This is a genomic window from Paenibacillus enshidis (assembly GCF_042136365.1).
In the GTDB taxonomy this organism is placed as follows: Bacteria; Bacillota; Bacilli; order Paenibacillales; family Paenibacillaceae; genus Paenibacillus; species Paenibacillus enshidis.
This window is the reverse complement of the sequence record NZ_JBHHMI010000007.1, coordinates 103,634-123,717: the sequence shown is the minus strand read 5'-3', so window position 1 is coordinate 123,717 and position 20,084 is coordinate 103,634. Positions and strand designations below refer to the sequence as shown.

General features: G+C 53.1%; 21 protein-coding genes. 4 read left to right on the top strand and 17 right to left on the bottom strand.

The features are described 5' to 3' along the window. Positions 1 to 26 precede the first annotated feature (26 nt). From ACE41H_RS10555 to ACE41H_RS10485, 15 genes are all read right to left on the bottom strand, one after another. Positions 27 to 749: a glycosyltransferase gene (locus ACE41H_RS10555; protein WP_375355190.1), complete on the bottom strand. Its 723-nt coding sequence runs from the start codon at positions 747 to 749 to the stop codon at positions 27 to 29. Continuing rightward, on the bottom strand, positions 746 to 1,681 hold the full coding sequence (locus ACE41H_RS10550) for an NAD-dependent epimerase/dehydratase family protein (protein WP_375355189.1): 936 nt from the start codon (positions 1,679 to 1,681) through the stop codon (positions 746 to 748). The genes ACE41H_RS10555 and ACE41H_RS10550 overlap by 4 nt, the downstream gene beginning before the upstream one ends. Next, the gene (locus ACE41H_RS10545) at positions 1,645 to 2,490 is read right to left on the bottom strand and encodes a dTDP-4-dehydrorhamnose reductase family protein (RefSeq protein ID WP_375355188.1); all 846 of its coding nucleotides are present in this window, start codon (positions 2,488 to 2,490) and stop codon (positions 1,645 to 1,647) included. The genes ACE41H_RS10550 and ACE41H_RS10545 overlap by 37 nt, the downstream gene beginning before the upstream one ends. Next, a complete protein-coding gene (locus tag ACE41H_RS10540) occupies positions 2,487 to 3,473 on the bottom strand; it encodes a polysaccharide biosynthesis protein (protein ID WP_375355187.1) in 987 nt (328 codons plus the stop codon). Before ACE41H_RS10540 ends, ACE41H_RS10545 begins: the two co-directional genes overlap by 4 nt. Then, the gene (gene wecB / locus ACE41H_RS10535) at positions 3,460 to 4,557 is read right to left on the bottom strand and encodes a non-hydrolyzing UDP-N-acetylglucosamine 2-epimerase (protein WP_375355186.1); all 1,098 of its coding nucleotides are present in this window, start codon (positions 4,555 to 4,557) and stop codon (positions 3,460 to 3,462) included. Before wecB ends, ACE41H_RS10540 begins: the two co-directional genes overlap by 14 nt. After that, a complete protein-coding gene (locus tag ACE41H_RS10530; protein WP_375355185.1) occupies positions 4,554 to 6,056 on the bottom strand; it encodes a glycosyltransferase family 4 protein in 1,503 nt (500 codons plus the stop codon). The genes wecB and ACE41H_RS10530 overlap by 4 nt, the downstream gene beginning before the upstream one ends. A gap of 42 nt (positions 6,057 to 6,098) precedes the next feature. Continuing rightward, positions 6,099 to 7,226, bottom strand: a complete 1,128-nt coding sequence (locus ACE41H_RS10525) for a CgeB family protein (RefSeq protein WP_375355183.1) — start codon at positions 7,224 to 7,226, stop codon at positions 6,099 to 6,101. 35 nt (positions 7,227 to 7,261) lie between these two features. Beyond that, a complete protein-coding gene (locus ACE41H_RS10520) occupies positions 7,262 to 8,344 on the bottom strand; it encodes a CgeB family protein (RefSeq protein WP_375355182.1) in 1,083 nt (360 codons plus the stop codon). A 228-nt stretch (positions 8,345 to 8,572) separates the two neighbouring features. Beyond that, the gene (locus tag ACE41H_RS10515; protein ID WP_375355181.1) at positions 8,573 to 8,968 is read right to left on the bottom strand and encodes a FliH/SctL family protein; all 396 of its coding nucleotides are present in this window, start codon (positions 8,966 to 8,968) and stop codon (positions 8,573 to 8,575) included. Next, positions 8,952 to 9,278: a hypothetical protein gene (locus ACE41H_RS10510; RefSeq protein WP_375355180.1), complete on the bottom strand. Its 327-nt coding sequence runs from the start codon at positions 9,276 to 9,278 to the stop codon at positions 8,952 to 8,954. Before ACE41H_RS10510 ends, ACE41H_RS10515 begins: the two co-directional genes overlap by 17 nt. Beyond that, entirely contained in the window at positions 9,275 to 9,616 is a 342-nt protein-coding gene (locus tag ACE41H_RS10505) for an alpha-helical endospore appendage domain-containing protein (RefSeq protein WP_375355178.1), read from the bottom strand. Before ACE41H_RS10505 ends, ACE41H_RS10510 begins: the two co-directional genes overlap by 4 nt. A 25-nt stretch (positions 9,617 to 9,641) precedes the next feature. After that, complete coding sequence (locus ACE41H_RS10500) at positions 9,642 to 9,929, bottom strand: nucleoside-diphosphate sugar epimerase (protein ID WP_375355177.1); 288 nt, start codon at positions 9,927 to 9,929, stop codon at positions 9,642 to 9,644. A 159-nt stretch (positions 9,930 to 10,088) separates the two neighbouring features. After that, entirely contained in the window at positions 10,089 to 10,859 is a 771-nt protein-coding gene (locus tag ACE41H_RS10495; RefSeq protein ID WP_375355287.1) for a glycosyltransferase family 2 protein, read from the bottom strand. Further along, positions 10,850 to 11,770: a glycosyltransferase family 2 protein gene (locus tag ACE41H_RS10490; protein WP_375355176.1), complete on the bottom strand. Its 921-nt coding sequence runs from the start codon at positions 11,768 to 11,770 to the stop codon at positions 10,850 to 10,852. Before ACE41H_RS10490 ends, ACE41H_RS10495 begins: the two co-directional genes overlap by 10 nt. Continuing rightward, positions 11,767 to 12,564 (bottom strand): glycosyltransferase family 2 protein, encoded by a 798-nt coding sequence (locus ACE41H_RS10485; RefSeq protein WP_375355175.1) that lies wholly within the window; start codon positions 12,562 to 12,564, stop codon positions 11,767 to 11,769. Before ACE41H_RS10485 ends, ACE41H_RS10490 begins: the two co-directional genes overlap by 4 nt. A gap of 522 nt (positions 12,565 to 13,086) precedes the next feature. On the opposite strand from ACE41H_RS10485, the gene ACE41H_RS10480 reads away from it, so the two are divergent. Beyond that, positions 13,087 to 14,748 carry a M4 family metallopeptidase gene (locus tag ACE41H_RS10480; protein WP_445974743.1) on the top strand — a complete coding sequence of 554 codons (1,662 nt, stop codon included), beginning with the start codon at positions 13,087 to 13,089 and terminating at the stop codon, positions 14,746 to 14,748. A 151-nt stretch (positions 14,749 to 14,899) separates the two neighbouring features. Here ACE41H_RS10480 and ACE41H_RS10475 read toward each other — a convergent pair whose 3' ends face one another. Next, positions 14,900 to 16,096 carry a glycosyltransferase family 4 protein gene (locus tag ACE41H_RS10475; RefSeq protein WP_375355174.1) on the bottom strand — a complete coding sequence of 399 codons (1,197 nt, stop codon included), beginning with the start codon at positions 16,094 to 16,096 and terminating at the stop codon, positions 14,900 to 14,902. Positions 16,097 to 16,238: 142 nt separating this feature from the next. Between ACE41H_RS10475 and ACE41H_RS10470 the strand changes: the two genes are divergently transcribed. The 3 genes from ACE41H_RS10470 to ACE41H_RS10460 all read left to right on the top strand — a co-directional run bounded on the left by ACE41H_RS10470 (position 16,239) and on the right by ACE41H_RS10460 (position 18,391). Beyond that, complete coding sequence (locus ACE41H_RS10470; RefSeq protein WP_375355173.1) at positions 16,239 to 17,363, top strand: YheC/YheD family endospore coat-associated protein; 1,125 nt, start codon at positions 16,239 to 16,241, stop codon at positions 17,361 to 17,363. A 90-nt stretch (positions 17,364 to 17,453) separates the two neighbouring features. Then, positions 17,454 to 18,251: an archaetidylserine decarboxylase gene (asd, locus tag ACE41H_RS10465; RefSeq protein ID WP_375355172.1), complete on the top strand. Its 798-nt coding sequence runs from the start codon at positions 17,454 to 17,456 to the stop codon at positions 18,249 to 18,251. Between the two features lie 5 nt (positions 18,252 to 18,256). After that, positions 18,257 to 18,391: an aminoglycoside 6-adenylyltransferase gene (locus tag ACE41H_RS10460; protein ID WP_375355171.1), complete on the top strand. Its 135-nt coding sequence runs from the start codon at positions 18,257 to 18,259 to the stop codon at positions 18,389 to 18,391. 85 nt (positions 18,392 to 18,476) lie between these two features. Here ACE41H_RS10460 and pdxR read toward each other — a convergent pair whose 3' ends face one another. Continuing rightward, on the bottom strand, positions 18,477 to 19,964 hold the full coding sequence (gene pdxR, locus ACE41H_RS10455; protein WP_375355170.1) for a MocR-like pyridoxine biosynthesis transcription factor PdxR: 1,488 nt from the start codon (positions 19,962 to 19,964) through the stop codon (positions 18,477 to 18,479). Positions 19,965 to 20,084 lie beyond the last annotated feature (120 nt).

The window sequence follows — 20,084 nt, the reverse complement described above, 5'->3', positions numbered from 1 at the left end:
CCTGTCCTTCACTTAGATCTGACGACTCAAACGCAAATGCGTCGCAGCATTTCCTGAAAGCGGGGCTGGTAACGGGCCTGTAACTGATCATACTCCGGTTTGATTTTAGCCGAATGCAGTTGTGTGCCCATTTGGTTATGCACACGATAATTCGTCAAAGCCATATCCAGATACATCGTAAAATGGCCGCCGAGCAGAACACGGTACCACATATCCAGATCGTGCGTGTAAGGAAGGGTCTCATCGAACAGGCCGATTCGACCAAACAGTTCCCTTTTGAACATGACTGTACATCCATTCACCGGGTTGGCCGTGGCAAAGCACTCCAGAAACTGCCTGGTAGAGATAAACGGCTCGCCCGCGCGCAGCTTTGTTACCTTGCCCTGGTCATCGATATAATTAAAATTGGTATGGGAGATGAAGGACTTATACTCCAGCATAAAATAAACCTGATTATTGATTTTATCGGGGTGAAAGACATCATCTGAGCTCAGCCACGTAATATAGTCTCCGGATGCATGACGGATGCCGTGATTTAACGCACTCGCAGTGCCGCCGTTAGACTTGCCAAGATAGTAAATATGTTTGAGGTAAGGCTTCACCCTGTCCTTATGATTCGTCGAACCATCATCCACAAGAATGACTTCAATCGCCCGGTAGCTCTGGTTCAATGCGCTGTCCAGAGCCTGTTCAACGTAATTGCAGTTGTAAAATGGAATAATGATCGATACCTTCGGTCTGGATCTCATGACTCTCCTTCCTCTCCGTTTCGAAAATAATCCAGACAATCAGCCAGCGATTGGTGTAATGGAATAGACGGACTCCAGCCCTTTGCCTCCAGCCATTCCGCCCGTTGCAGCTGTCCTGGGGCTGCCTCCCCATCCTGCCCCCATTCAATTTCCGCCTGCCGGCCGCTCCCGGACAGTGACAGCATGTGATCGACCACGGTGCCAAGCTCCTGTTCGATTCCCGAGCACACCGGATAGACCTTTCCGCTCTCTCCCTGCTCCAACAGCAGCTGGTAGGCCCGCAGCGCATCGCGGACATCCAGGAAATCGCGGACCGCCTTTCGTGAGGAGACACGGAAAGGTCCCGGGGATTCTTTCCGCTCGGAACGGACAATATGACGTGCCAGCAGAGCGCAAAACCCGGTGGATGGCCCCGGCCCGATCAAATTGGAGGACTCTGCCGTCACAACCTCCTGCTTGAACAGAACGGACCAGGACCGGGCTGCAGCCTGCTGCAGCCCTTTACTGAGACCATACGGGTGAACAACACGCTCTGGTGCTTCAAGCGATGCCTTCAGTCTGGAGCCAGCCACCAAAATTCTGCACTGCGGAAGCTGGCGCAACGCATCAAGCAGATACACCGTACCCATCACGTTGGCCTCCATAAAACGAACAGGATGCTCCCATGATTCGGACACCGCATTTTTGCCGCCAAGGTGGAGAACATAATCCGGATTGAGACTGGCGACAAGCTCCCGCAAACGCTGATGATCCAGAAGATCACACTGGTAATAGACCACATTATCCAAGCCTTCGGGCTGCTTCCGGGACTCGCGAACGAGTCCCGCAACGCTCATGCCGATCGAAGCAAAGTGAAGACAAGCGTTTAAGCCAGTAAATCCGGCGGCACCGGTAATCAGAATGACTGGCATTCTCGGGGATTTCTTATCCATAAGAGCAATTCCTCCAGCATATCGCGGTAATCGGGAACAACATACTTCATGTCCGGGCGCGTAGACTGCAGCGTCCGGTCTTGAACTGGCATATCCACCGGAATAATGGACACATCTTCTTTGCCCCAGATTTTCTGCATCAGCTGCAGTAAATCATGCTTACTCACAGGCCGCGGACATGCCAGATGAACGAGGCCGGACAGCTCCTGCTTTACAAGAACATCGATGGCCTTGGCCAGTTCGAGTGTGGTCACTCCATTCCACATCACCTGCCGGTATCCGGTAACTTCACCTTTTTGCCGCATGAACCATTGAAACAGGCCAATGCCGCCATCACGAATTTCAGGGCCGATAATGGATGTCCGTATCGTCAAATGTCCGGCCTCTACAACCTCTCCAAGTGCCTTCGATTGTGAATAGACACTGGTCCCATCAGGCTGATCCCGTTCTGCGTAACCTCCGCGTGTACCGGAGAACACACAATCCGAACTGATATGAACAAGCTTCGCGCCGACGAGATCGGCTGCTTTCCGCAGCCGATGCGGCAAAATGCCGTTGAGCTCGTAGGCTCTCACTTTGTCTTGCTCAGCAAACTGATTCAGGACGCCCACCGCGTTAATAATGACAGATGGTTGTACGGTCTTGATGATGGACTCCACCATGCCGAAATCCGCAGCGTCCAGCAGCAAACCATCTGTATCCTCCGCATCGCGTGTCGTGTAATACACGCGATGCTCCTCCTGTTGTCTGAAATATTGAACCAGCATATGTCCTGCCATTCCATTCCCGCCAAAAACGAGAATCTTCATCTGATGAAGCCTCCCTGCCGCAGAATGGCCCGAATCTCGTCTTCGGACATCAGATTATACTCCGAACTGAAGCTGCTGAACGAGACCGGCGGGCAATGCTGGTAACGCTCCTTAAGACCCGGTATATTCAGCGTAGGCAGGATAATCAGGTACTGATCGTCGTACACGACGGTTGATTTGCTTTCGAAATCGCTCATCAGAATTTCATGAATTTTCTCGCCAGGGCGAGTACCCCTTTCAACAATCTGCACATTTTTCACGCCCGAAGCTTCAATTAGCACATGGGCCAAATCGACGATTCTGCACGTCGGCATGGTGATGATAAAGATTTCGCCCCCTACACTTTCGATGGAAGCCTTGAAGAGAAGGGATATGGCGTCGCTCAGTGTAATAAAGAAGCGGGTCATATTCATATCCGTGATGGAGATGACACCCTTTTGCCGAATCTGGCTTTGGAACAGATGAACGACGCTTCCATTCGTGCCAAGCACATTGCCTCCCCGCACCGTGACAAATTTGGTCGGGCCGTTAAGCAGGTTGGCATAAACAATCAGCTTCTCGCCAATAGCTTTAGTCATTCCATAAAAGTTTGAGGGGTTGGCCGCCTTGTCCGTCGAAATGTAAATGACCTTTTCCACCTTATTGGCCAGTGCTGCCTCGATCACGTTCTGCGTGCCTACAACGTTCGTTTTAAGAGCTTCATAGGGCTGATCCTCACAGATCGGAACATGCTTTAACGCAGCCAGGTGATACACGTAATCCACCCCCTGGCAGGCTGTCATAAGAGCTTCCCTGTCCCGGATATCTCCGATACAGAAGCTGAGCCGGCTGTCCTCGAAATGCCTGCTCATCGTGACCTGGCTGGACTCCCCGCGCGAGAACACGATGATCTCGCGAGGCTCGAACTGCAGCAACTGCGCAATAAGCTCATAACCCCATGAACCCGTGCCGCCAGTAACCAGAATCCGTTTATTTTTGAACATGCCTTTCCCCCCCAAGCAAATATTTGACCACTTTATCGGAAACATCTTCGACCAGGTATCCGGCTGGACACAGCCAGCCTTTGTTCATCTCCGTCATCAGCACCGTCGCACGTTCGATGGCAGATCCATCAAGACCTGACACGACATTGCTGCCGCAATCCACGGTTTCCGGCCGTTCTGTCGTCCGGCGCATCGTGACCGTCGGCACCTGCAGAACACAACATTCTTCCTGCACGGTCCCGCTATCGGTCAGCACACAACGCGCATGACACTCCAGATGAACAAAATCGAAGAAACCGAAAGGCTCATGCAGTTCAATTAACGGGTGCAGGCTGATTTCCGGAAAGGCTGCGATTTTTGTAGCCGTACGGGGGTGAAGACTGCAAATCATCCGCTGCCCGAATCTTTCCGCGATCCTGTGAAGCCCCTCCAGAATCGCTTTGAGATGAGGAGCATGGTCCACATTTTCCGCACGGTGTGCAGTAACCAGAAAATAGCCGTTCTTGGAAAGGCCAAGCTTTGTCAATATATCACTGCTGTTGATCTGGGGGTCGTAGTGCTTCATGACTTCATAAATCGGATTCCCAGTGAGGATAATCCGCTGTACGGGAAAACCTTCGCGGAGCAGGTGCTGCTTGCTTTGCTCCGTGTAAGGCATATTGATGCTTGAAATGGCATCGATGATCTTCCTGTTCTTCTCCTCAGGCACATCCAGATCGAAGCAGCGGTTGCCGGCTTCCATATGCACCACAGGAAAGCCTAGTCGTTCGGCCATCACAGCGCATAACGCGCTGTTCGTATCCCCCAGCAGCAGTACACGGTCCGGTTGCTCCCGCAGCAGGATCTCTTCCATACTTGAGAACATGGCGGACAACTGAGATCCAAGGCTGCCCGCTTTTTCCTGCAGCACATAATCCGGCTTGCGAAGACCCAGCTCACGAAAAAACTGCCCGCTCAAACTTTCGGTGTAGTTCTGCCCGGTGTGCACGAGTACATGCTTTTCAGCCCACCTATCTAATTTTCGTATAATCAGGCTAAGGCGGATAATCTCGGGTCTTGTACCCAGAATCGTCAGTATTTTCATCTGCCCGCCCCCTTTCTGCGCGAGCCGGTGTTCATTCTGCCTTTCCTTGCCAGTCTCTGTTTGCGCCGTCCGGTCGCGGCCCGTTTGGGAAGCCTGCGCTTGCGCCGGTCCGAAAGGCGGCTTCTTTTCTTCCCGCGCCGGGTTATGCTGCGGATTAACCGTGCTTTCCTGCGGAGGCGTGCCGTTCCGCGTTTGTTCGGCGCAGGTTGAGCAGGCCTGGCCGCATCCTGTACGACTGCATTCGGCTGCACCTCTGCCTCCGCCGGCTGGATCGGCGGCCCCGCAGCCGCTTCGTATAACCGCTGTGGACTAAACCACTGCGGCCGTTCATTCATCCACCGCTCGACCATGCCTCTTAACTTGCCTTGATAAGCCTCCAACCCGTATATCCGGTCAGCCTCCAGCCGGTTGCGCCAGCCTATCGCTCTGCATTCCTCCGGGTTGCTGATGAATCGGGACACGGAGGCCACCAGACCGTCGCTGTTCCCGGGCTCAACCAGAAACTCCGCGTTGCCCGTCTGCTGCATCAGCTCGGCCAGTCCGCCCTGAGCAAAGGCAACGACCGGTCTGCCATACATCAGCCCCTCAAGTGCGGTGAGACCGAAGCCTTCCTCCACCATGCTCGGAACCACTACTGCATCCATTACGCCGTACACCTTCGTCAGGGAAGCTTCAAAGCTGGTCAGGATAAACCTTTTGCTATACCCTGATTGCCGGATCATCGAAATACATTGCGAATAATAAATGGAATCCGAAGGTTTGCCGATAATCCAGAACCTGCACTGCGGGTAGCGGCTGCACAGCTTTAAAGCCATTTCAACAAAGTACAGCAGGCCTTTGGCCTCATAAATAAATGAAGAGATATACCCTACACAAAAATGGGAGCCCTTCAGGCCCAACTGAGCCCTCTTTTTTTCTCTAACAAGGCTCAACTGTTCCAATTCCTCTGCACTAATGCTTCGCGAAGGCTCGACCACGCTTGTTTTTCCATCCGGCAATCCCCGCATCAGAGGAGTGAGCACCGTATGCGATATACCAATAACCCAGTCACTGTACCGGTCGAGCACCCGTACTGCCGCAGCAGTGTGTTCATTGGTTCTGATCACTTCCGTGATTTTCCATACAACGGGAACGCCAACCGTTTTAGCGGCCATGGCAGGCAGCACATTCACACATGTATTGGTTAGAACCAAATCCGGCTGCGAACTTCTGATCAGATGCACAATTTTTTCAAAAAAAGGATCATTCCTCAGTTGCTCCACTTCATGTTCCAATCCCTCATAAGGTGTGTACATGTTGTAAAGGAGCGGAAAAGCATGAATCTCGACAGTGATTCCCTTTTTCCGCGATTCCGCCGTTAATTTCCCTTCAACCGGGGCGACCAGCACACAGTCAAAATAAGCGGACATTTCTTGGCAGAATCGCAGGAGCAGCCTTTCGGCGCCCGTTATTGTAAAAGCATTACTGACGTGGCTGAACAGCATCATACGAGGTTTCATTGCCATCGGCCTCCTTTCTCCTGCTTCAATGCAGCGCCTCCGTTATGGAAACAGGATGGAAAGCATCTGATGAAGCCTATGGGCATACGTATGTTCCTTCAATGTCCGTTCAAGACCTCTCAGCGCGATCTCTTGGCGCTCCTTATCATGGGTGAGATAGTATTCGATCTTTTCGATCAACTCCTGCGGTGTACTGTAGGTTTCGATTTCCTCTCCCGGCTTATAGAAACTGGCCATGTTGTCCCGCGCATCCGTGAGCTGAAAGGCTGATGCCGCACAGATCTCAAAGCATCTCGGATTAGGAGAAGCTGCCGGAATTTTCAAAATAGTATTATTGTTAACCGATTCATCCAAATGTGAACGATGCAGATTAATAACAATTTTGGAGCCGTTGTACAGTTGATTGGTATCCTCCGGCCCGTGCCACTTGTTCACATCGATTTTGCTGGCGTACTGATGATAGTTTTCGATCCGGTCCCACCAGAGGCCGTTAATTCCCGTATTGTAGGACATCAGCTGCGGCATGATTGGATTCATGAAATAGACGCGGCTCCAGTATGCTGAACCTGTGAAGTTAACATCCCGACGTACGACGGACGGAACTGTCAAAGGAAAGTAATGGCCCCGGTAAGCTGCGAAGGGTAAATAGTGTACAGAGGAGCAGCCCAACTGGCGGTAAAGATCAATGCAATTGATCTCCAGGGTGAAGATATCATCAAAGTGGGGAGCCATTTGGGATGTTGTGTCGGTATAATAGGGATCATCTGTCAGCCATACAGCAGTCCGGATGCCTTTGTTGCGAATATCATCTACCTGGTGTAATGGAATCTCCATGCCATCCAGCGCCAATACGAGATCTGGTTTAACCTGAGCGGCAATATCGGCAAGCTGCTGGCGCGGATCCGCAATCGTCACCTGCCGCACCATATCCTGCAGGGTTGCAATAATGGCCTGATCTATCGGCGAATACGGATACAGCTTGCCGGAGGACACATACAAAATGTGCAGCGGGCGTACCGGGAACGCTCTTCCCCTGCGGGCGGCAATGGCATTCGCTCTCCCCCTGAAATAACCTTCTTCATAGCCGGCATGCATCCCGCTTTCACGTCCTCTATTGTAGGAGACAGCCGCAGCCAATGAATTTACATTTACCGGTTGCTGCTCTTCCATGCAGTTCACTCCTGTTCGTTGGGATTCCGGATGCTCTAACTCAAGGCAAAGTTCAGCAGCTTCGGTATTCGGCTTGTAAACGTATGGTTTTGTCGTGTCGTATGCACGCCCCGCCAGGCAATATGCTCACGCTGCATGCTGTGTTTCAGGTAGTAGTTTATTTTGGCCTTTAACTCATCTGCATTCTCGAACGTTTCGAGATCATATCCAGGCCGGTAATGATTGCCCAAGTCATCACGTATATCGGTCAACTGTAATGTCCCGCACGCGCTGATCTCGTAGGTTCGCGGATTGATCGACATCGCAGACTGCCGGTAGGTGTTTTTGTTGTCCATACCCATTTCGCTGGGACGGTGAAGATTAATCACAATCTTCGAAGCATTGTAATAATTCACCGTCTCCGTCGGCTCCATCCAGCCGTCCCGGATAAACTTTCCGAGCAGATCGGTTCGCTTCAGACGGTTCCAATGTCCGCCTGCAATCATCACCTTTTTATCCGCCAGAAAAGGCGCAAGCTGATCAAACAGCTCCACCCTGTTCCAGAATCCACTCCCTATGAAACAGACATCATATTGGAAGTCGACGCGGCGGGGACGAAAAATCTGCTCATCCACCCCAAGAGGCATGTAGTGAACATGTTCGGCGCCAAGCGACCGGTAAAACGAGACACAGGACATCTCGTGGGTAAATACAACATCATACTGCAGCGCGATGACGGAAGTTTCTTCTGTAAAGTAGGGATCATCCGCAAACCAGATCCCCGTTCGAATACCAAGTGCCCTTATGTTCTGAACCTGTTCAAAATGATCTGGCGGAAACACATGTAGCCCGTTCATAACCAGCATAAAGTCGGGGCGAAAGGCCGCTGCCGTCTCAAGCATCGTTTCCGGCGTCCCTATCAGACACTCTTTTGTACACCGCTGAAGTGCCTCAGCCACTCCTCCATCTATGGCCTGGAACCCTTGAGGGATGAACAGAACCCGGCAATCTATCATCTGCGGATATACAGGGGTACGCTCCACCATCGCCTGGCAGCCTCCCAGTCTCCTTCCCTCGCTGTAGCCGAGGCGGAATAAACTGTCTCTCCTTTTTATCCTTCGACGTTTCGCCACCAGCATCACCCGTCTTCTTGTAGACTCGACTTCCGTCTCTTAACCTATATATGCCGCAGCGTAAGAGGTATCATGGACGACTGTCTCCGTAAGGACAAAAAATGGCGATTGTCCACTCTTAATCCGCCTATGACATAGAAACAACCCTTTAGATATCAAAAAAAGAAAAACGGCAGCCAGCCACAAGCAGATGCCTGCGGCTGATTGCCGTTTTTAACGTTCGCCTATAAGGGCCTACGCCTGATTGGACAGACTGCTGCCTTCTTCGTAGCCTTTTGCAAAACCTTGATCAAAACCTTCCTGGTAAGCATCCTCATATCCTTTATTGAATGCCGTTGCATCATGGGGCAGCATTGTGCCGGGTGCGACGCCCACTGCCTGCGAGTCAATTACCGGTGCTTGGGCAGGAACCGTGGACGTTTCGACCGGAACTGTAAAATCCCGCGGGTGGACACGCTGCTTTGGACGAAGAAAGCGCCGTCGTCTCAATGGCTTTGGCGTTCGTTTACGCCGGAGCAGTCCTCTTCTCCGTACTTTCGGCCTGCGTATGCTTCTTCTCTTTAAAAGGGATTTTCCGTAGCCCAATCTTTTTTTGCCTGTTTTCTTCCTGAGGCTAAGTTTCAGTTTCATACGATTCCTCCTTCCTTGCATGCCGGTCTGACACAGGGGCATATAAACCTTTCATCCTGCTCATCCACGGCAGGGCGGGGTTTCCCTTCACCTGCCGATTCAACGAGATCCCTGTGACTTTGATCATACGGGTAATCTGTTCCTGGTAGGACGCCAGAAGACAAAGCGTTTCCTCCAGACTTTTGGCTGACATGCCCGAATGGGGAATGACGTCCGATACACTGTTCATCATCCTTGCTACAGCCTGCTGGCTTGCAGCAATCGATTCCAGAAACGAAAGCTTTACCTCCTGCTCGCTTCTCCGGTTCATGTATCGAAATCTTCCCCGCTCATGGCATCTCCCATAAATCCGCCCATGCCGCCCGAACCGGAACCTTCGTCTGCATCCAGCAGTGCCTTCATGTTATTGCAGAGCCCTGCCTGCACGCGGGTTAACCCCTCCAGCATTTCGACCAGCTGCCTGTGAATTTCCAGCGGCTTTTTAAGCTGGTCCTCGTGCTGCTCGAAAGTCTGAACTCCGACATGATTGATGATCCAGTTGCGGGCCTTCTCAGCTTCAACTGTTTTGGCCTCCAGAATCATAGCGATATCCCACTGCATTTTGGCAGCGGATTCCAGCATACGCATCATGGCCTGTTCTCTGCTCATGCTTTGCTCACCGCCCGATTCACATCTACTCCTCGTCCTGTACGTTCATTTCCTTCTTTACCCTCTCCAGAAGCTCCGCCATGGAATCCTGCAGATCGGCGAGACCATTCAGGTAATCGATCACGCTTTTATTCACTGCAGACGAGTTGTCCATCAGCCCTTCCAAACTGCCGAAATCCGGGTCCTCATCCGGTAAATTATGAATAATTTGCGCCATGCGGACGGTGACATGTCTTTCCGTATCCAGCAACCTGGCCAGCTGTTCTTGGGCTTGGGATATATGCTGCATAATTTCATTAACCTTCTGTTCCATAACTTTTCCCCCTTGCTCCGATTTACCCCTGATTCCAAATCGCTTACCAGCATGCACAGAATCTGTGCTGACGTCTATACATACCTATTCAAAATCAGGGCTCCTTGTTCTTAAGAAAAATATATATCGACGTACATTCAATGAACTCCCCTTTTTCCCCTAAAACACGGACTTGGCAGCTCCTGTCGTTTTTTTGATATAACGTCCGGGATCCACCCGCCATTTATCTACAAACCGTTGATAATTACGCTGTATCAGTTCCTTCAACGCTTCCTCTTCCATCAATTTGAAGCTTGCGCTTCCCTTATGATGGACAAAGCAATCGCCGCATGCAAGCAAGCGGAATCCATGCGCCCGAACCCTGAAGCAGTAGTCGTCATCCTCATAATGGCCACCGCTGAAGATCTCATCCAGATACCCTACCCTCTCCAGCAGCTCCCTGCGGAATAAAAGGCAGAGGCCCACAAGCCTTTCCGTTTCGATCCAGCGGGTCGGATCGCTCCGATTGTTGCCTGTGGCAAAGTGCAGAAAAGCTTCCATGCTGTCCGCTCCGGTCTCCACCTGCTGAATGCCGCTAGCATAATTAGTAACAGGTCCCACCATTCCGACATGCTTGCTGCTGTGCAGCGCAGTATGCAAATTGTTCAGCCAGCCCGGCATCACGGTCACGTCATTGTTCATCAGAAGCAGATGATCCCCCGCAGCCAGCTTTAATCCCATATTACAGGCGGCCGCATAGCCGCGATTGTCCGGATTCCAAATGCTGATGATCCGCTCTTTTTCACAATAAGCCCATGTTCCGTCACTCGAACCGTTGTCAACAACAATGATTTCATAAGGGGTGCCTGTAAAATTGCGGATTGCATCCACGCACGGCCGCAGCAAATGCAGGCCATTGTAGGTTGGAATAATAATACTGGTCAACGCGATAACCCATTCCTCCTTCTGGCCAGGTCAACCCGGACCATGGATGGAGACGCCGGAATCCTGCCTCTCCCCGTCATGGAGAGCACATAAGCCACAGCTTCGGCATGATCGCCCACAATCAGCGCTTCCACCGGATTACCGGCTCCCTGGTTCAAGGAATTGCGCCCTCTGTTACGGCTGAGCACATCTACGGTATGAGCAGGAGCAACCTTCATCCCTTTCAGCATCGCGGCGGCCTGTGCCAACGGAGGTACAGCAAGCAACTCTGCTCCGATCTCTTTCAGACAGCGGCGGGAAAGGGCATGAGGAACAGCTGTCATCGAGTCGCGCCCCAAGTCGGGGCGCTTCAACAGCCTGTTCAGGGAGCCCTTGCACCGGGTCACACTGTCCTGTCTTTTGAACGGAGGCAGGAGCGGGGTCAAGTGATTCAACGCCACATCGCAGCCACGTTCTATCGCGGACAGAAACGGGTAAAGCTCCACAGCGGGAATCCGCATGTCTCCGTCCACGAATAAGACACAGTCAGCCGTGCTCAGCCGTGCTCCAATCCCCCGTCCTACATCATATCCAAGCTTTTCAGGAATGTTCACAATCACAATGTTTGGAAATTCAAGCGCCCTGCGGTATGTCCTGTCAGTGCACCCATTCAGCACAACGATAATTTCCTGCAGGGGGAGACGTTTGAGCTCATTAAGCACATCGGCGATTGTATTCTCTTCATTACATGCCGTTACAACGGCTGCTGCCGATATGTTTAAAGTAAAAGAGGTGTTGGCAGACGGATGCCTTCTCCTGCTTTTTTTTAACGAAGGCTGTGCCGATGCTGGCCGCACCCTCCGCTTGCCCTTGGTTCGCCCCCGGCGCTTCGCTCGTCGCTGCAGTCCGGGAACGGATTTATCCTTCTCACGAATCATGACGGCCTCCCCCCGACAGCGCTGCGCCTTCGCCCCAGATCACTGAATCCGGCACGGGGACCGAGATGTTCGGTTAACCAGCGGATCGCTTGCACATGATCTTCCAGCACAAGATCCTCCAGCGGATCTTGCCTGTCGTACCACCTCTTGACGTTCATTTTTCCGACTTGAACAGCGGATGCCGTTTTTACTTTTAATCCTGCGACGACAGCCATAGCCTGAGCGAGCGGTGGCTGTCCCAAAGCGTCCCCAACCATTTGGACGGCTTTGCGGCTCAGCGCATGAGGCACCGTCATTAAGGAGGCTCCCTTTAAATCAGGGCGGCTCAACAGGATGTTCAGCACAAATTTGGCTTCAACGACCCTATGAACCGGATCCCGGTCCACAGGTCCGCTGTAGCTGTTCAGTGCCACATCGGCGCCACGCATGACGGATTCAATAAAGAGCTGCAGTTCAGCGGCCGGAATAACCATATCCGCATCCAGAAAAAGAAGGATCTCCCCCGCAGCAGCCTCGGCCCCGATCCGGCGTCCGACGTCATGGCCAAGCGGCTCCGCATACCGGATTACTTTAGCTCCAGCTGCAGCAGCCAGTGCAGCGGTGTTATCCGCTGACCCATTGTCCACAACAATAACCTCCACTGGATGGCTGGCACGGCAAGCCTCTTGGACAACTCTGCCGATGGTTCGGCCTTCATTCATCGCGGGAATGATAACAGATACCAAGGGACGTAAGATCCGGCGGGGGAGTCCCCTCTCATTCAGCCTTGCCGGAGCGTTCTTTTTTGTTCGCATAAACCTCCGTTGCCTTCTCTTCATCGGTCTGCGCCCTCCTTGCATCAACGCTGTAAGCCTTCAGCATTCTATGAAGCACGGAAGTCCTCCGTAACGGCCTTTGTCCTAATCTATCAAAGTTCCTTGTACAAAAAGCTTGCCATATTTCAGCGAATTTCAGAGAAAAATCTCAAAAACCTCTTCTCGAATCTATGAATCTGTGATAATATCAATTTCAGATTCGAAGGACTTACAAATAATAACTTTTATGTATTCTACCCCCTGTCCTTTTGCACCCCTGTTGCGCATCAACCCTATCGCGAAGGGAGGACTGCCCATCTGACTTGTACAACCCTGTCTTCTTACTTCTGCTTAACAACTCTGCTTATGCAAAATGACTTTTCCTCTGTGACCTCTACTTCAAATCAGCTTGCTTCCTGATCCTGCTAACGATGCTTTTCTTTCCAACGGCTACCAGACACCTGATGCCGGAAAGGCAATTTCCAGCACATCTAAAAATCTGTTTATGGGAGAGTGGATGAAATGCGGATGAAAAAAAAGGGAACGCTCCTGGCAGGAGGCACGCTGCTTTTTGGTGTACTTGCCTCGGGTGCAGGCGCTGAACCGTCGGACAGCAGTCCTGTGGAGTTAACGCCAAAGTTTGTAAAAGAGGTCGCAAAGGCGCCGGCCTCCGCCCCCAATGACCAGAAAGTATTGAACTTTTTGCAGAAGAGCTCCAAAACACTCGGCTTGAGCAGCCAGAGTGTCCAGAAGCAGCTGAGAATTGTCAAACGTGAAAAGGACAGCAACGGCTTGCTGCATTACCGCCTGCAGCAGTATATCGGCGATATCCCGGTCTACGGAGCGGTGCAGACCGTACATTTGGACAAGGAGGAGCAGGTCACCTCTTTTCTCGGTGCCGCAATCGCCGAAAGCTATCAAACCATCCCCGGCGGCACAACCCCGAAAATCAGCGCAGCCGATGCCGTTTATATTGCGGAGCAGGAAGCTGCTTCCCGTATTGCCCAAGAGCTGGACAACGCCCGGGTAACGGATGACGTATACGCGGCAAACAGCCTTGAGGAAGAGCGGATTTCGCTTTCCGACTCTGTGCTGGGTGAACATGCGGCCGAGCCTAAAGCGGAGCTCTATATTTATCCGGAGGGGGATACGGCCCGGCTGGTATATATGACAGAGGTAAACCTGATTGACCCTGTCTTGCTTCGCACTCGCTACTTCGTTGATGCTCAGGATGGCAGCATTGTGTTCCAATATGATATCCTGGGCATGGCTACAGGCAGAGGAACAGGTGTGCTTGGCGATTCCAAAACATTCACGACAACCCAGTCAGGCAGCACCTATCAGCTAAGAGATACGACCAGGGGGAACGGAATCGTAACCTATACCGCGAACAGCAGGTATACCTGGCCCGGCACATTGCTGACAGATGCAGATAATGTCTGGACAGACGCTGCGGCGGTCGATGCCCATGCTTACGCTGCCACGGTTTACGACTACTATCTCGACAAATTCAATCGTGACAGTCTGGACGGCAACGGCTACCAAATCCGATCCACAGTCCACTATGGCAGCCGTTATAATAACGCGGGCTGGAACGGTGTAGGCATGGCTTATGGCGACGGCGACGGAGTGCAATTCCGACAGTTGTCCGGCGATCCAGACGTAGTCGGCCATGAGTTGACCCATGGAGTGACCGAATTCACCTCAGGCCTGGAGTATCTTAACGAGCCCGGAGCGCTTAACGAAGCATTCTCCGATATTATCGGCAATGATGTCCAGCGCGCGAACTGGCTGATTGGCGATGATGTTTACACCCCCGGAATTCCCGGGGATGCGTTAAGATCGTTGGCCAATCCGGTGCTGTATGATCAGCCCGACCATTATGATGACCGCTATAGAGGCACGGCGGATAACGGCGGTGTTCACACGAACAGCGGCATTATTAACAAAGCGTACTATTTGACGGCTGCAGGCGGGACGCACAATGGTGTGACTGTGCCCGGGATCGGACGCGACAAGGCTGTGAAAATCTACTATAACGCCTTTGTCTATTATTTGACGCCAACGTCCAACTTCGCAGCCGCACGTGATGCCCTCGTTCAATCTGCCGTTGATCTGTACGGGGCAGGCTCCGCCGAGGCTACCTCTGTCGGTCTGGCATTCGATGCGGTTGGTGTCCATTAATCTGCAGGGCAAGGCCATCGGCAGTTGACATCATCGCGGGCCAGTTATCTGTTATTTTCAAAATATTGCGTATATTCTCATAAATAGCGGCCTGTACCTGCGGTTCCGGTAAAGGACATACAGGTTTACAGGCCGCATTTGTTCTCTTCGTTCATTTACGAGCTACCTGTCCGATGATTTCCGCCCACCGCTGTGAAGAATGCTCCCACAAAAAGCGGCTGCTCGCTTCCCTCAAACCTGCAAGTCCCATCCTCCTTCTTGTCAGCGGCTCCTGCAGCAGTCGTATTATCGCTTCGGCAAGCTCCTCCTCCATCCGTTCGGGCGAAACCAGCAGACCTGTAATCCCGTCCTGTACAACCTCAGGTATTCCTCCGGTACGGGCCGCAACCACGGGTACTGCCGCCGCCATCGCCTCCAGGTTGACCAGACCGAAGGCTTCGTCCCGCAGCGAGGGGACAACGACAAGATCCGCAAGCTGATACCAGCCCGGCAGTTGATCATGGGGAGTGTAAGGGATAAAGCGCACATGATCTTTTACGCTCTCCGCCTGGGCCTGCAGTTGCCTTGTATACGCTGTGGAGCGGCGTTTGCCGTAAAATGCGCTCCCGACCACGAGCAGCAGCACATCCGGACAGAAGACGGTAATTCGGGGGAGCGCCTCAATCAGCCGGTGCACCCCTTTGCCGGGGACCAGCCTGCCTACATACAGCAGAATTCTCCGATTCTGCCAGCCGGCCTCGTGCAATCTGGCCGCGCGCTCCGCTTCGCCTTCCGCAGTCCACCGCTGCCGAAAACGATCGATCTGAACCCCCGGGTAATTGATCGTTATCTTTTCCGCTGCCTGCGGCGCCCTGCTGATGACTGCCTGTTTGACATATTCACTGTTCACCACGATTTTGTCGACAGGTGCAAGCAGCTTGCTTTCCTTGCCCGGAATCATGTAAGGAGGGCGCATAAAGGTGGTGGAATGAAGCGTCAAAATAACAGGCATGCGGGGAAAGGCTTTCTTGATCCTGTATGCAGCAAAAGGGCGGTTGTGTACATCCGCGAGTTGGGCGGGCCATCTTTTTATGGCCTTGATGACAGAGGGGATATATTTTTTGCCGCGCGGAAACCGGATGCATGGGATGCGCTTCAGTCGGCCCCGGGCGGACAGACCCTCCCCCCGAATCCCGTAAATCCGCGTTCGGTACGGATCGGCCACAGGTGGAATCGTATGCTCAATCACCCGTTCAACAGAACTGCTCCGGAAAGAAGGAATGACAAAGGATCCCGGTGTCACAACAACCAGCCTGGGAGAACGCATGGAGCATTCACTCCCTTTCTCAATCGGTTTATATATCATCATATACAGCATCTTCTGCAGGGGAAGGATTTTAGCCCGAATTATGTAAATATCCACAATTTAAGTCAACTGCCATGTCCCTTGTGGCCAGACGGGTACATATAATGTCATTGTTCAATCATGTGCTTGACAAGGAGGATTGGCCATGCCCCTAAAGTACGCCGGTATACTGCTAAGCTCTGCCGCATACAGCAAAATTCCAACAGGACGGACAGGTCATGAATCGCTGTTAAATTATGAAGAAGCCGGCGGCCACTACGGGCTGATCCCGTGCTACCTGTGCTTGAAGGATATCAACCTTGCCACACGCGAATGCACCGCTTACATCCAGCATAACGGCCGCTTCATCCGGGCTGTGATCCCGCTGCCCTCCGTGATTCACAACCGCGCCATACACGGGGGCCGGGCAAACAGGATGAAGCTGGCGGCTCTTTGGAAAAGTGGCGTGCGCATTTACAACCTGCAGACCCGTTTCAGCAAATGGGATACTCATACGATACTGTCCCAGCACCCGCAACTGAGCCACCACGTACCCGTAACGTTTCAGTTCGGACGAACTGCTCTGCAGAAAATGATGCGCCAGTATGAGGATCTTATCATAAAACCTTGCTTCGGCAGTGTAGGCAAAGGGATTATGCGTCTGCAAAAAAGCGGCGGCCTGTGGAAGCTTCAGTATAAACAGAATAAACAGTCAAGCCCGGGAAGTCATAAATGGGTGACAAAATACCTTGGCGGGCAAGAAGTGCTCTATAAACTGGGCAGAATTACGAGAAACGAGCCGTTCATCATCCAGCAGACCATTCCGCTGGCGGTCTGTGGCGGACGCCCGTTCGATATTCGCATGACGGTGCAGCGCGGCTATGGTGGAGACTGGACCTTGACCGGCATGTTCGCTAAAATTGCACCGCCCTATACATTTGTCTCCAATGTAGGGCAGGGCGGTTCGGCGGCTTCCGTGACTGAAACACTGGCCTCCGTTTTCCCCGGCTTTGATGTCCAGATGCTGATTGACAGGCTTAGGAGTTTTGCCATGCAGCTCGTTGAAGCGCTGGCTGAGAAGCTTCCGCACCTTGCGGATGTCGGGCTGGACGTCGGGATTACAGAGCAAGGTGAGCTTTACTTCATTGAATGCAACGGCCGCGATTTGCGTTACGGTTTTAACAAGGCTGGTATGCTTCATGAATGGAAAATGTCGTACGCCCACCCTATGGGCTACGCCCGCTGGCTGCTGGATCAACGCGCACAGCTCCCCCATGGCCTGCTATATTGATTTACATCACGTAATATGTCAATATAATGCAGAGCGGTCGGACACGATTCGGTTCGTAAGGCCCTGAACAATGACAAGGGGGAGCAAGTAATGGCAAAACGGTGGCTGCGGCTGATGACAGAGCTCTCATCTCGCAAATGGGTCTGCCGGTTGATGGGGGCTTTCGCTCAAAGCGGTGCCAGCCGGCATATCATCCCTACATTTATTCGAACCTATCGTATTGCAGCGGAGGAGGCCGAGCAGGACTGGAGGCAGTATCCTTCGCTGAATGCTTTTTTTACACGCAGGCTGAAGGCGGGCGCGAGACCGGTACATGCAGCCTCGGACATCATGGTCAGCCCGGTTGACGCTTTGATTACATACAACGGCAGGGTCACTGCCGGCATGCTGCTGAATGTTAAGGGGCAGGATTACACGCTGGAAGAGCTGCTTCATTTCTCGCCCCGGCTTGAGAAGTATACACACGGACACGCCTTTGTTCTCTACCTGAGTCCAACGGATTATCACAGGATTCACGCGCCGGTTACCGGAAATCTGGTTGAAAAAGAGCATGTAAAGGGCAAAGTGTATCCGGTAAATAATTTTGGACTTACCCATATGAGAACCGTGTTAAGCCGCAATGAACGCAAAATCGCATATATTTCCCACGAATACGGAGAAATAGCCCTGGTCAAGGTCGGGGCCATGAATGTAAGCAGCATCCGCTACACCAATGAAGACGCCAAATCCTGGACGGCCGGCGACGAGCTGGCTTATTTCGAGTTTGGTTCTACGGTTGTGCTGCTGACGGAGAGCGGCACGTTTACACCCGATCCCGCCCTGCGGCTGGGAGCACGGGTGAAAATGGGCGAGGCGCTCGGCCGTTTTGTATCGGACAAGCCCATCTGAAGAGATTGAGGTTCCGCTCCATTGCAGAGGATGTCGCAAAACATTTCCATTACGAATATCCGCACGAAGACGACAGACGGGTTACAGCTTATTTACAGCGGGTCCGGCAGTTGGAACCCGGAGCATCCTCAATCTATTAACAATAGAAGGACAATTACATCTGATTCGTAAAACCACCGTGTAGGGAACTGCTCCTTTCCGGTGGTTTTTCTGTTACAGCAAGCCTTATTCATCCCGAAATAAATGCAGGCTCCTCCAGGCCGCCGCCAGTCTCCTCGCTCCCTCCTCCAGCCGTTCTTCATCCAGATGGGCAAAACCGAAGCTGACGGACGGGGGAGACGGGACCAGATGATAAGCGGCCATATCCCGCAGGATGACCCCATGCGCCGCTACCGCTTCCAAAAAGCTTGCATATTGGGCGGGATCCTGCTTCCAGCGGGCATAAACGTGCAGTCCAGCATCGCCCGGCTCCAACTCGAACAGCCCGGAAGCATGGCGGCTCATGCTTGCGCGGAAATGATCATGTCTGGCTCCATAGAGCCTGGTCATGCGCCGCAGGTGGCGCGCATAGCCGCCGCGGGCCATGAAGCGGGCAAGGGCGCGTTGCTCCAGCAACCCCGGTGGGAGCGGGTCATAGAGCTGCTTAGCCTCCAACAGCGGGCCGACAAGAGCCGGCGGCACAAGCGCATAGCCCAGCCGGAAGTCTGCCGGCATCGTCTTCGAAAAGGAGCCGATATAGACGACACGTTCTTCCCTGTCCAGGGCCTTCAACGGTTCGACTGGCCTGCCGCCCCAACGGAATTCGCTGTCATAATCGTCCTCGATAATGACAGCATTATGCCGGGACGCCCAGCCGAGCAGCTCGCGGCGTCTGACCAGGCTAAGCACGGCGCCCGTCGGATACTGACGGGCAGGCGTGACGAACAGCAGCCTGGAGTCCCAGCCCCCGGGGATGAGGCCATCCCGGTCCAGCGCCGCCGGCAGCGGATTGCCCCCGCATGCTCTCACCGCGGTCTGAATACCCGGATAACAGCTCTGCTCTAGTACAACGTCCTCCCCCTCCGCGACCAGAAGCTGTGTCAGCAGGGCAATGCCTTGCATGGAGCCGCTGAAGAGCACGATGGTGTCTGCATCCGCCCGAATGCCGCGTGTGAGGCGCAGATGGGCGGCGATGCCTTCGCGCAGCTCGGCGGCCCCCGCGCGGTCCTCCACCCCAGGCTCCGCTGCTTCACGGGCCGCGGCATAAAGCGCACTTTTCCACTCTTCATGCGGAAAGTGCTCCCGCTGCATGCCCTGTGGAATCAGGCTGATCAAATCCTTGTGTTTTGGACCCTTCCGCCTTGGAATCGGCGTGTCCTGGGGGGCATAATCCTGTTGGATGCAGTCTTTAATCCGCATCAGCCGCCGTCCCCAGGGCGAGAGCATGATGCTTGACTCCCGGTCAGCCTGAGGCTGCGGGCTGGCTGCGGGCGCAACGAACGTTCCGCGCCCGACCTCGGCCAGCACATATCCGTCGGCAAGCAGCATATCGTAAGCCTCCGCAACCGAGCCGCGCGACAGCCCGTAATGCTCCGCCAGCCAGCGTGACGAAGGCAGTCTGGCCCCTCCCGGCAGCGTGCCGTTAAGGATGGCGTCACGCAGAGCATGGTACAATGCAGCATATTTATATGGATACTTTTCCAGATAGGAATCGAGTGGCAGCATGAACTCCATTACGAATTACTGAACCCCTTTCAGCAGTCAAATTGGCCTAATATAAATACTCTAAATTGGCTCTTATTTCATGTCAATTTTCAGTTTATGCTGAATAAACAAGTTGCCGGGTCATATCCC